7 protein-coding genes and 1 rRNA gene are annotated in these 12,086 nt (G+C 49.0%); 7 read left to right on the top strand and 1 reads right to left on the bottom strand.

All coding sequences use genetic code 11. The annotated features are described in order from the left end of the window. Window positions 1-38 precede the first annotated feature (38 nt). Window positions 39-2,324, bottom strand: a complete 2,286-nt coding sequence (locus V2546_RS00040) for a RelA/SpoT family protein (RefSeq protein WP_118530859.1) — start codon at window positions 2,322-2,324, stop codon at window positions 39-41. A 356-nt stretch (window positions 2,325-2,680) separates the two neighbouring features. Here V2546_RS00040 and V2546_RS00035 point away from each other — a divergent pair, with 356 nt between their 5' ends. The 7 genes from V2546_RS00035 to V2546_RS00005 form a co-directional block, all read left to right on the top strand. Further along, window positions 2,681-3,856 carry a M20 metallopeptidase family protein gene (locus V2546_RS00035; protein WP_117471266.1) on the top strand — a complete coding sequence of 392 codons (1,176 nt, stop codon included), beginning with the start codon at window positions 2,681-2,683 and terminating at the stop codon, window positions 3,854-3,856. Window positions 3,857-3,868: 12 nt separating this feature from the next. Further along, complete coding sequence (locus V2546_RS00030; protein WP_329751226.1) at window positions 3,869-5,281, top strand: YfcC family protein; 1,413 nt, start codon at window positions 3,869-3,871, stop codon at window positions 5,279-5,281. 395 nt (window positions 5,282-5,676) lie between these two features. Then, window positions 5,677-6,942 carry a histidine--tRNA ligase gene (gene hisS, locus V2546_RS00025; RefSeq protein ID WP_118297149.1) on the top strand — a complete coding sequence of 422 codons (1,266 nt, stop codon included), beginning with the start codon at window positions 5,677-5,679 and terminating at the stop codon, window positions 6,940-6,942. Between the two features lie 60 nt (window positions 6,943-7,002). Continuing rightward, window positions 7,003-8,799, top strand: coding sequence for an aspartate--tRNA ligase (gene aspS, locus V2546_RS00020; RefSeq protein WP_118322537.1), 1,797 nt, complete (start codon window positions 7,003-7,005; stop codon window positions 8,797-8,799). A 173-nt stretch (window positions 8,800-8,972) separates the two neighbouring features. Further along, a complete protein-coding gene (locus V2546_RS00015) occupies window positions 8,973-9,653 on the top strand; it encodes a response regulator transcription factor (RefSeq protein ID WP_118297147.1) in 681 nt (226 codons plus the stop codon). After that, window positions 9,650-11,194 (top strand): sensor histidine kinase, encoded by a 1,545-nt coding sequence (locus tag V2546_RS00010; RefSeq protein ID WP_118530851.1) that lies wholly within the window; start codon window positions 9,650-9,652, stop codon window positions 11,192-11,194. Before V2546_RS00015 ends, V2546_RS00010 begins: the two co-directional genes overlap by 4 nt. 552 nt (window positions 11,195-11,746) lie before the next feature. After that, window positions 11,747-12,086: ribosomal RNA gene (locus tag V2546_RS00005) — 16S ribosomal RNA — on the top strand; the annotation flags it as partial.

Raw genomic sequence — 12,086 nt, 5'->3', positions numbered from 1 at the left:
CTTTCACACACCTGAATGCAGAGTTATCTAAATTTTTATCAGCCCGTGGTTCTCTCAATATCCAGCACGCCGTCGATCTGGCGCAGCTTTGCCATCAGGTTGTTTAATTCTTCGATTCCATGGATATCGAAGCTCATGGTGATCGTCGCTTTGCCCTGCTTGTTCACGCGGGAGCTCATGGCCTTGATATCGATCTCGCGTTCTGTGAAGATCTTGGAGATATCCACGAACATGCCGATCCGGTTGTTCGCGAAGATCGAGATCTCTGTGGAGTAGGTCGCGGCACTGTTGTCCTCCTCAACGCCCTGCCACTCCGCGTCGATCAGGCGGCTTCTCTCAATCTCCGGGAGATTTAAGACGTTGATGCAGTCGGTTCTGTGGATCGTAATTCCGCGGCCTCTCGTCACGAAACCAACGATCTCGTCACCCGGAACCGGGCTGCAGCACTTGGAGAAACGAACCGCAAGGTCATGGATGCCTTTTACGATGATGCCGCTCTTTGACTTGCTGCCTCTGATCGGAACTACCGCCGGTTTGTTATTCTCGCCGATGGCATCAAGGATCGTCGCGTCGGTTACTTCGCGTTTCAGCTTCTTTGTGCGCTCCTCGATCATCTTGTTGATGACCTGACCTTCTTTTAATCCGCCGTGTCCGACGGATGCCAGAACAGAATCCCAGTCCTGGAACGCGTAGCGTTTTAAAACCTTATCTACGAATTCCGGCTTATTGATATCGGAGAAGTTGATCCCCTTTGCCTTACAGTAGCGGTCGATCATTTCGCGGCCTTTTAAGATATTGTCAGCCTTCCGCTCCTGCTTGAACCAGGCGTTGATCTTGTTTCTCGCCTGGCTGCTCTTGATGATATTTAACCAGTCACGGCTTGGTCCCTTGGAATTCTGGGATGTCATGATCTCGATCCGGTCACCGTTCTGGATCACATAGTCAATATTTACGAGCTTTCCGTTGACTCTCGCGCCCACCATCTTGTTTCCGACAGCCGTGTGGATCGAATAAGCGAAGTCGATCGGCGTGGAGCCGCTTGGCAGTGCCTTTACGTCTCCGGTCGGTGTAAAACAGTACACGCTGTCGGAGAACATATCGAGGTCACTCTTGATGGCGTTTAAGAATTCCTTGTTGTCGGACATATCCTGCTGCCACTCAAGGATCTGGCGCAGCCAGCTTAACTTCTTCGCCTCATCACCGGCAGCAACCTGTCCGCTGCCGCTCTCTTTATATTTCCAGTGGGCGGCGATACCATATTCCGCTGTACGGTGCATCTCAAAGGTACGGATCTGGATCTCAAAGGGCTGGCCGTTTGTGCCGATCAGTGTCGTATGTAAGGACTGATACATATTCGGCTTCGGCATCGCGATATAATCTTTAAAACGACCGGGGATCGGTTTGTACATCTCGTGGATCACACCCAGAGCCGCGTAACAGTCTTTCACGGAGTCCACGATGATGCGGACCGCAAAGATATCGTAGATCTGATCCAGCGTCTTGTGCTGGTTTAACATCTTTTTATAAATACTGAAGAAGTGCTTGACGCGTCCGTTGACCTCGCACCTGATCTCAGCATTTTCCATGTGGGTCTTGATCTCGGCGATAATGTCATCGATGAATTTCTGGCGCGCTTCGCTTGTCAGGGCGATCTTTTCTTCAAGTTCTTTGTATACATTTGGCTCGAGATACCGTAACGCAAGGTCATCCAGTTCGATCTTGATCTTGGAAATACCGAGTCTGTCAGCAAGAGGGGAGTAGATCTCGATGGTCTCTCTCGCCTTCTCCTTCTGCTTTTCCGGGCGCATGTACTGAAGCGTCCGCATATTGTGGAGACGGTCCGCAAGCTTGATGATAATGACACGGATATCTTTTGCCATGGCGAGGAACATTTTTCTTAAGTTCTCCGCCTGCATTTCCACCTTATCCGCCGACCAGGATAACTGGGTCAGCTTTGTAACACCGTCGACTAAGAGGGCAACCTCTTTTCCGAATATCTCGGCGAGCTGTTCCTCTGTATATACGGTATCTTCCACCACGTCGTGGAGAAGTCCGGCTGCGATTGTCTCTTTATCCATCTCGAGATCCGCGAGGATGATCGCCACACAGAGCGGATGGATAATGTACGGTTCCCCGGATTTTCGCTTCTGGTCTTTATGGGCATTATCCGCAAGCTGATATGCCTTCTCGATCATGCTCAGATCATCGGACGGATGGTACTTTCTGATGCTGGCAACAAGATCCCGGTAAAGAATATCAGGACTTGTGAAATCAGCAGGCGCTTCCAGCTCGCCTTCGATCGTTTTCAGTTTGTTTTCTTCCATAAAATCTCCCACCTTCATTTTTAGCGTACCATCCGGTCATGTCCGCCGCAGAAATCCGTCGTTTTCCCAGTATTTTCGACAAAAGCAGACACTCCTGAAATATATCAACCATTATAAAATTTTTTGGCATAAATTGCAATCGTTTTGTTGTGGTTTTAGACCGCTGCTTTCCGGAAGGATTCCCTGATCCGGGGACTTTTATACGGGGCGTTCCTGATTCAGAATATAAGATGTTTATGACAGACATATCTAATTCTTATAGTGCTACCGAATTAAAGTGGTTGAACTTTAAAGAACAATGTATTATAATGCAAATATTAAAAATTTATAAATAAATTGGAAAGGGGTACTCCATTATGGATACAATGAGTCTCACAGCAAAGTATGAAGATGAAATGATTGCCATTCGCAGGCATATTCATAGACATCCGGAGCTTAGCAACAAGGAATATAAGACAACGGAGTTCATCCGCGAAAAACTGACGGAATACGGTGTGGAGATCGCTGAGATCGGGATGAAGACCGGCGTTGTTGCCGTTATCCGCGGCGGAAAACCGGGAAAAACCGTTGCGATCCGCGAGGATATCGATGCACTTCCGATGAAGGAACTCACAGGACTTCCGTTCGCCTCCGAGAATGATGGTGCCTGCCATTCCTGCGGACATGATATCCATACAACCGTGCTTCTCTACTGCGCGAAGGTATTATCAGAGATCCGTGAGGAGCTTGCCGGAACGGTCATGCTGATCTTCCAGCCGGCAGAAGAGCATATGGGAGCCGGAGAGCTTGTCGACTGCAATTTCACGCAGGTTGCGAAACCGGACGCATTTATCGGTCTCCACGTATCACCGGAGATCGATGCCGGAAGCATCGGATTAAAAAAGGGACCGGCAAACGCGTCCAATGATTTCTTTAATATCAAGATCAAAGGAAAGGGCGGACATGGCGCTCATCCGGAAAACTGCATCGATCCGGTCGTAATCTCCGGTTATGTGATCACACAGCTTCAGACCGTGATCTCCCGTGAAAACTATCCGGTATATCCGGGCGTTCTTACCATCGGTAGCATCCACGGCGGAACAGTAAACAATATCATCCCGGATTATGTGGAGATGCATGGAACACTGAGAAGCCTTGATCCGGACTGCCGCAAAAAAATGATGGCTGCCATCGACCGCGTCGTAAAAGGCTGCGCCGAGTCCATGAGAGGAACTGCGGAGGTTGAATGGGAAATCGGAGTTCCGCCGCTCGTAAATGACGATTCCATCATCGAGGCAGTTGCTGAGGCCGCTGCAAAGACCATCGGTGCTGACCATGTTTCCTACGTGAAGAATCCGTCAATGGGTTCCGAGGACTTTTCTGTTCTCTTCCCGAAGTTCGGACCGGGCGCACAGTTCCGCTTAGGATCCGGAAATAACGAGGATCCGAATTCCAGACATGGTCTTCATAACTCTAAAAACGTATTCGATGAGAAGTGCATCCGCACAGGCGCATCCGTAATCATCCAGTACGCGAGAGATTTCTTAAGATAAAGGAGAATACTTATGGAAAACAACAAGAAAAAGCTGCAGATCCCAAGTACATGTGCACTGTTATTCATGCTCATGATCGTCTGCGCCATCCTGACCTGGATCGTTCCGGCAGGTGAATTCGATACAGAGAAAGTGGGCGACTTAAACAAGGTTATCGCAGGTACCTATCACACCGTAGAAGCTTCCCCGGTCGGTCCGTGGGCAACTATCATGGCAGTCGTACAGGGATTCTACAAAGCCGCAAAGTTAATGGTCATGGTCATGTTTGTCGGCGGTGCCGTTGAGGTCCTTGAAAAGACAGGAGCGATCCACGCTGCGTTCGGAAAACTTGCTTCCAAGCAGAACTTAAATGTAAACGTACTTGTATTCTTAGTAATGGCATTCATGTCCATCGGCGGCGCAGCAGGCGTTTTCGCAAACGCGGTCGTTGCCCTGATCCCGATCGGAATCATCCTTGCAACAAACTTAGGGTATGATGCCTTCACAGGCTTCCTGCTTGTATATATAGGCGCTTATTCCGGATTCAACGTAGGTTGGGCGAACGCCTCCACTATCGGTACTGCACAGCCGATCGCGGAGCTCCCGATCTTCTCCGGTTTCAGTGTCCGTGTCGTATTAAACATCATCAACTTCGCGATCTGCTATTTCTTTACGATCCGTTACATGAAAACCATCAAGGCGGATCCGAAGAAGAGCTTAAACTATGAAGCTGGTATGAGTGCATCTGACAGCATGGGCGCAGGAAAAGATGGAGCGAAGGCGATCGAAGCACATTTAACAACGAAGCACCTGATCAGCCTGATCGGTCTTGTCGTAGCGGTTGCGGCAATCCTGGTTGGCTCTGTAAAATATAAATGGAGCTATGATCAGATCGCAGCTACATTCTTTACACTTGCGGTTGTTGTTGGCCTTCTCAATGGTATGGGTATCAACGGAACAACGAAGGTATTTATCGGTGGCTGTTCCAAGATGGTAAACGCCGCGTTCATTGTTGGCTTCGCAAATGGTATTTCTGTGATCCTTGCAAGCGGAAACATCTTAAATACGATCGTTTACTGGCTGTCCATCCCGATGTCCGGAATGGGTTCCATCCTCGGAGCGAACTTCATGTTCGTCGCAAACCTGATTATCAACCTTTTCATTCCGTCCGGTTCCGGACAGGCTGTAGCAGTTATGCCGCTTATGGTTCCGGTTGCTGATCTTGCAGGCATCACAAGACAGGTTGCTGTACAGGCATTCCAGTTCGGTGACGGCTTCTCCAACTGCCTCTTCCCGACAGCAGGTACTCTGATGGGTTCCCTCGCGATCGCAAAGACAGACTGGACAAAATACGCAAAGTGGCTCATGCCGCTCCTCGGATGCCAGGTGATCCTCTCATTCGTATCCTTAACGGTCTTACAGAGCATCGGCTGGACCGGACTGTAGGAAAACATATAATATAAGGAAAAAGGACTTCCGTTCCCTGGCGGAGGTCCTTTTTCTATGCAGGCGGCTGATCCCGCCGCTCTTTTGTTACTGTTCACGCCTTGCGCAAACAGTAACTGATTTTGCCGATGCTTCGCATTCCAAATCGGCAAAATCCACTACCACCACTGTACTGTACGGAATTTTCAGTTCAGAAAATTCCTACCCGTGTACAGTAACGATCTTTTCGCTGAGGGATGGGAAAAACTCACAAAATGAGTTGACTTATCATAGCCTGAAAAATATAATACTTTTATTAAGGAAAGAAAAAACCCTTGAAAACCTAAGGCAATCAGCGTATTATGGTGAACGTAGGCGTGAAATTGCGCGATAAAGAGAGAAACAGAGGTAGCTTTATGGCATTAAAGAAAAAGCCGGTCACCGGCATGAAAGATATTCTCCCGGCAGAGATGCAGATCCGGGATTATGTGCTGAACCAGATCAAAGAGACTTACCGCGGGTTCGGATTTTCCGCGATCGAGACTCCATGCGTGGAGCACATTGAGAACCTCCTTAGCAAACAGGGCGGCGACAATGAGAAGCTGATCTTCAAGATCTTAAAGCGCGGTGAGAAATTAAATATCGAGACAGCAGAGACGGAGAACGATCTGGCAGACGGCGGACTCCGCTATGATCTGACACTTCCGTTATCCAGATATTACTCCAACAACTCTGCAAACCTTCCGTCTCCGTTTAAGGCACTTCAGGTAGGCAGCGTATGGCGTGCAGACCGTCCGCAGAAGGGACGTTTCAGACAGTTTGTCCAGTGTGATATCGATATTCTCGGTGACGCAACGAATCAGGCCGAGATCGAGCTGATCCTCGCGACAACGACCGCGTTAAAGAAGATCTGCCCGGACAACAGCTTCGAGGTCCGCGTCAACGACAGAAAGCTCCTCCGTGCGATGGCCGTATACAGCGGATTCCCGGAGGAAGATATCGATAAAGTATTCATCACGGTCGACAAGATGGACAAGATCGGTACCGACGGCGTAAAGGCAGAACTCATCGAAAACGGCTACTCCGAGGAGACAGCCGATAAATACCTGGATCTGATGAGTCAGGCAACAAACGATGCAGCGGGCGTCCGCCGCATGGGCGAGATCCTTGCAGGCGTTTTAGAGGACGGCGCTGCGGAGAACCTTGCGCAGATCATGGAGACAGTCGGCGAGGTTTCCGATGGAAGCTTCAAACTTGCATTTGACCCGACTTTAGTCCGCGGAATGGGCTACTACACAGGAACCATCTTCGAGGTTTCCATGGAAGGCTTCGGAGGTTCCGTAGCCGGTGGCGGAAGATATGACAAGATGATCGGAAAATTCACAGGCATGGACACACCGGCCTGCGGTTTCTCCATCGGATTTGAGCGTATTGTTACCATTCTTCTCGACAACGGATTTACCGTTCCGGGCGGCAACGAGAAAGAGGCATGGCTCTTTGAAAAGGGCATGAGCTCCGAGAAACTTGCTTCCATCATGAAAGAGGCGATGGCGGCCCGCAAGGAAGGAAAGATCATCCTTGTCGCACAGATGAACAAGAACAAGAAGTTCCAGAAGGAACAGCTTGGAAAAGAAGGCTACAGTGAGTTTAAGGAATTCTATAAGGAAGACTTAAAACACTAAATATACCATAATACATTCAGTTGGGATCGTTGACATCCTGGCTGTTTCAGGAGGAAAATCATGGCAGAATCAATGGCAGGCTTAAAACGTTCCTGCCGCTGTGCTGAAGTCACAGAGGCAAACGTAGGCCAGGAAATGACACTTATGGGATGGGTCCAGAAGAGCAGAAACAAAGGCGGGATCATTTTCACCGACCTTCGTGACCGTTCCGGAATCATCCAGATCATCTTTGAGGAGAGCGACTGCGGCGCTGAGAGCTTCGCAAAAGCTGAAAAATTAAGAAGTGAGTTCACAGTAGCGGTTGTCGGCACGATCGAAAAGCGTTCCGGCGCAGCAAACCCGAACTTAAAGACAGGTACGATCGAGATGAGAGCGAAATCTTTAAGAATCCTCTCTGAGTCCGAGGTACCGCCGTTCCCGATCGAGGAGAACAGCAAGACAAAAGAAGATCTCCGCTTAAAATATCGTTATCTTGACCTACGCCGTCCGGATCTCCAGAGAAACATCATGACAAGAAGCCGCGTGGCAACTATGGTCCGCCAGTTCCTTGCAGATGAAGGTTTCCTTGAGATCGAGACACCGACTCTTATTAAGAGTACACCGGAAGGCGCGAGAGACTACCTCGTACCGAGCCGTGTACATCCGGGCGAGTTCTATGCTCTTCCGCAGTCTCCGCAGTTATTAAAACAGTTATTAATGTGCTCCGGTATGGACCGTTACTTCCAGCTCGCAAGATGCTACCGTGACGAGGACCTCCGTGCAGACCGTCAGCCGGAGTTCACACAGATCGATATGGAGTTATCCTTCGTTGACGTGGAAGACGTTCTCGAAGTCAATGAGAGACTCTTAAAGAAACTCTTCAAGGAGATCTGCAACGTGGATGTCCAGACTCCGATCCTTCGTATGACATGGCGCGAGGCGATGGACCGTTTCGGTTCCGATAAGCCGGATATGCGTTTTGGCATGGAATTAAAGAATGTATCTGACGTCGTAAAAGACTGTGAGTTCGTTGTATTCAAGAGCGCTCTTGAGAACGGCGGTTCTGTCCGCGGTATCAACGCAAACGGACAGGCTGGAATGCCGAGAAAGAAGATCGATGCTCTCGTTGAGTACGCAAAGGGCTTCGGTGCAAAGGGACTTGCATACCTCGCAATTCACGAGGATGGTTCCTACAAGTGCTCCTTCGGCAAGTTCATGAAGCCGGAAGAGTTAGATGCTCTTGTAAAGGCTATGGATGGACAGCCGGGCGACCTTCTGTTCTTCGCAGCAGACAAGAATAAAGTTGTATTCGATGTTCTTGGAAATCTCCGTCTCGAGATCGCAAGACAGTTAGACCTCTTAAAGAAAGACGACTTCAAGTTCCTGTGGGTAACCGAGTTCCCGCTCTTAGAGTACTCTGAGGAAGAGGGACGTTATGTTGCAATGCACCACCCATTCACAATGCCGATGGAGGAAGACCTTCCACTTATCGACACCGATCCGGGTGCAGTCCGCGCGAAAGCATACGATATCGTATTAAACGGTACCGAGCTCGGCGGCGGATCCGTCCGTATCCACCAGGATGACATCCAGGAGAAGATGTTCGAAGTTCTCGGCTTCACAAAAGAGAGAGCAAGAGAGCAGTTCGGTTTCCTTCTTGACGCGTTCAAGTACGGAGTACCGCCGCACGCTGGTCTCGCATACGGTCTCGACCGTGTCGTTATGCTCATGGTAGGCGCAGACAGCATCCGTGACGTCATCGCCTTCCCGAAGGTAAAAGACGCATCCTGCCTCATGATGGAAGCTCCGGCTCCGGTAGATCCGAAGCAGCTTGAGGATCTCGATATCGCGATCGTGGAGAAGAAGGAAGAAGAATAAAGCGAGAAATTTCATCCAGAGAAATGCCCGTGAACAACGGAAATATCCCTTTGTGAAATGTTCGTGAACTTATAGAAATCCCACTTATTATCTGCTAAAATATAGCTGATGATAAGTGGGATTTTTCTATTCTATAGGAAATTTGTGAGACAATAGATACGGAGGTAATACTCATGGATGCAATAAAAGTACTTATGGTCGACGATGAAGAGAGAATGCGCAAGCTCGTAAAGGACTTCCTGACGATCAAAGGATACCGTGTTCTGGAAGCAGGGGACGGCGAGGAGGCGATCGATATCTTCTTTAAAGAAAAGGATATCAGCCTTGTGATCCTGGATGTCATGATGCCGAAGATGGACGGCTGGGAGGTCTGCAAAACGATCCGCCGCTACTCGCAGGTTCCGATCATCATGCTGACAGCGAGAAGTGAAGAGAGAGATGAACTTCTCGGCTTCGAGCTCGGCGTGGACGAATATATCTCAAAACCGTTCAGCCCGAAGATTCTTGTTGCAAGGATCGAGGCGATCCTGCGCCGTAGAAACGGAGTGGCGACCGGCGAGATCCTGGAGGCGGACGGAATCCGCGTGGACAAGGATGCCCACGAGGTGACAGTCGACGGAAAACCTGTGGATCTGAGCAACAAGGAATTCGAGCTGCTCACCTACTTTATGGAAAACAAAGGAATTGCACTTTCCAGAGAAAAGATTCTGAACAATGTCTGGAACTATGACTATTTCGGTGATGCGAGAACGATCGATACACATGTCAAGAAGCTGAGAAGCAAACTTGGTCCGAAAGGCGACAACATCAAGACCATCTGGGGCATGGGATATAAACTCGAGGTGGATGCATGATGAAATCGGTACGTTCCCGTCTGACGGTTACGTTCATTGGACTGATCGCGGTGATCCTGGCTGTGATCTGGGGCGTCAACAAGTGGTACCTGGAAGACTTCTATGTGACGAAGAAAGTCCAGGCATTAAATGCCATGTACACGGCGATCGATGCCCAGATCGCGGAGAATAAAGACAACGGGATCACGATCGAGGAAGCGATGGAGCGCGATCGCGACGCGAACGGAAACATCACGGAAGGAAACTTACAGCGCCTGATCCGGAACTTCAGCGACAGTGCGAATGTTTCGGTCCTGATCATTGATAACAGCACGGAGGACGCGACGGTCTACTCGACGTCCCGGGATACGAAGTTCTTAAAAGACCGCGTGGACCGGTATATCTTCGGCTGGGCAAAGGCAAAGTATACGATCCTGGAAGAAAACGAACAGTACAAGATCCAGAAGACGTACGACCCGCAGCGCGAGAGTATGTACCTGGAAAGCTGGGGCTTTTTCACGGACAACAGCACGGCCTTCATCATGAGTGCGCCGCTCTCGAGCGTCGGGGAGAGCGTCCGGCTTGCAAACCAGTTCCTGCTCTATGTGGGAATCATCGCAGCGGCGATCGGAGGTCTGGTCATCTACCTGACAGCGCGACAGATCTCAAAACCGATCTACCGCCTGTCAAACCTCTCTGAGCGGATGTCGAATCTCGATTTCGAAGCGAAATATGAGCCGGAAAAGCATGAGATGGAGGAGATCCAGGTCCTTGGCAACAGCATGAACACGCTGTCAGAACGCCTGGAAGAGACGATCTCAGAACTGAAATCCGCAAATAACCAGCTCACGAAGGATATTGAGGAAAAGACAAAGATCGATGAGATGCGAAAAGAATTCATCGCCAATGTCTCCCATGAACTGAAAACTCCGATCGCCCTGATCCAGGGATACGCGGAGGGACTTCAGGAAGGAATGGGAGAGGAGAAAGAGAGCCGTGATTACTATTGCGATGTCATCGTGGATGAAGCCAACAAGATGAATCAGATGGTAAAACAGCTTCTGACACTCTCTTCTCTCGAGAGCGGAAACGACAAGCCGGTGATGGACCGCTTTAACCTGACGGAACTGATCAAAGGCGTTGTGAATGCGTCAAAGATCCTCATTGAGCAGAACCAGATCCAGGTGGAGTTCGACGATCAGACACCGGTCTATGTCTGGGCGGACGAGTTTAAGATCGAGCAGGTAGTTACCAACTATCTGAGCAATGCGATCCACCACATTGACGGCGAGAAAAAGATCATCATCAGGATGATCCCGGAGAACGGACTCGTCCGTGTATCTGTCTTCAATACCGGAACTCCGATCCCGGAGGAGGCGATCCCGAATCTCTGGACAAAGTTCTATAAAGTCGATAAGGCGAGAACCCGCGCATACGGAGGAACCGGAATCGGTCTCTCGATCGTCAAGGCGATCATGGATGCGCACAACCAGCAGTATGGCGTAAAGAACTGGGAGAATGGTGTTGAATTCTGGTTCACGCTGGACGGAAGAAATTCATAAATATATATGGAAGAAAGAGAACCCGGAACATGTTGGATGTGAACCCGGGTTCTTTTTTTGTAGTCCGGGAATCTGTGAAAATATGAATAGATGAGCATATATGGTACATGATAACGGATAAAATATACTATATGTTGTAAAAATGAAACACATGCGTAACAACACCGTAAAAGATGTAAAGAAAAGCGAAAAAACATGTAAAAAATGGTTGACTTTTGGACAGGGATTTGATATTATAATACTCGCCTTGAGAAACAGGGCAAAACTTATTAAGAGCCATTAAGAAAACTTCTTAATCGCTCAAAAAAGTTTTAAAAAGTTCTTGACAAACCGGAAACGGTATGATAGAATAAACGAGTTGCCACTGAGAACGAAAGCGACAACGAAACAAAGTTCCTTGAAAACTGAACAGTATGTAAAACCCTGAAAATTCTTATAAAAATGGTCTTTGGTTTAGACCATGAATGAGAACATTCAGAACAAAACCTAACAAAACAGTAGAACGGTTTAAAAATTAGCCAAGCTAAGTTTTGAACCTGGATACAAACACTTTAACATGAGAGTTTGATCCTGGCTCAGGATGAACGCTGGCGGCGTGCCTAACACATGCAAGTCGAACGAGGTAAATGAGTTGAAGTTTTCGGATGGATTCTTATTTACCGAGTGGCGGACGGGTGAGTAACGCGTGGGTAACCTGCCTCATACAGGGGGATAACGATTGGAAACGATTGCTAATACCGCATAAGCGCACAGTACCACATGGTGCAGTGTGAAAAACTCCGGTGGTATGAGATGGACCCGCGTCTGATTAGCTAGTTGGTGAGGTAACGGCCCACCAAGGCAACGATCAGTAGCCGACCTGAGAGGGTGACCGGCCACATTGGGACTGAGA

It is taken from the genome of Clostridium sp. CM74B_53 (assembly GCF_036318045.1).
GTDB lineage: Bacteria > Bacillota > Clostridia > Lachnospirales > Lachnospiraceae > Pilosibacter.
This window is presented reverse-complemented; position numbering and strand designations above follow the sequence as displayed.

What these genes read in the sequence shown, in the direction of transcription:
- V2546_RS00035 (WP_117471266.1), top strand. Translation starts at nt 2,681, where the DNA reads ATGGATACAATGAGTCTCACAGCAAAGTATGAAGATGAAATGATTGCC.
- aspS (WP_118322537.1), top strand. Translation starts at nt 7,003, where the DNA reads ATGGCAGAATCAATGGCAGGCTTAAAACGTTCCTGCCGCTGTGCTGAA.
- V2546_RS00015 (WP_118297147.1), top strand. Translation starts at nt 8,973, where the DNA reads ATGGATGCAATAAAAGTACTTATGGTCGACGATGAAGAGAGAATGCGC.
- V2546_RS00040 (WP_118530859.1), bottom strand. Translation starts at nt 2,324, where the DNA reads ATGGAAGAAAACAAACTGAAAACGATCGAAGGCGAGCTGGAAGCGCCT.
- V2546_RS00030 (WP_329751226.1), top strand. Translation starts at nt 3,869, where the DNA reads ATGGAAAACAACAAGAAAAAGCTGCAGATCCCAAGTACATGTGCACTG.
- V2546_RS00010 (WP_118530851.1), top strand. Translation starts at nt 9,650, where the DNA reads ATGATGAAATCGGTACGTTCCCGTCTGACGGTTACGTTCATTGGACTG.
- hisS (WP_118297149.1), top strand. Translation starts at nt 5,677, where the DNA reads ATGGCATTAAAGAAAAAGCCGGTCACCGGCATGAAAGATATTCTCCCG.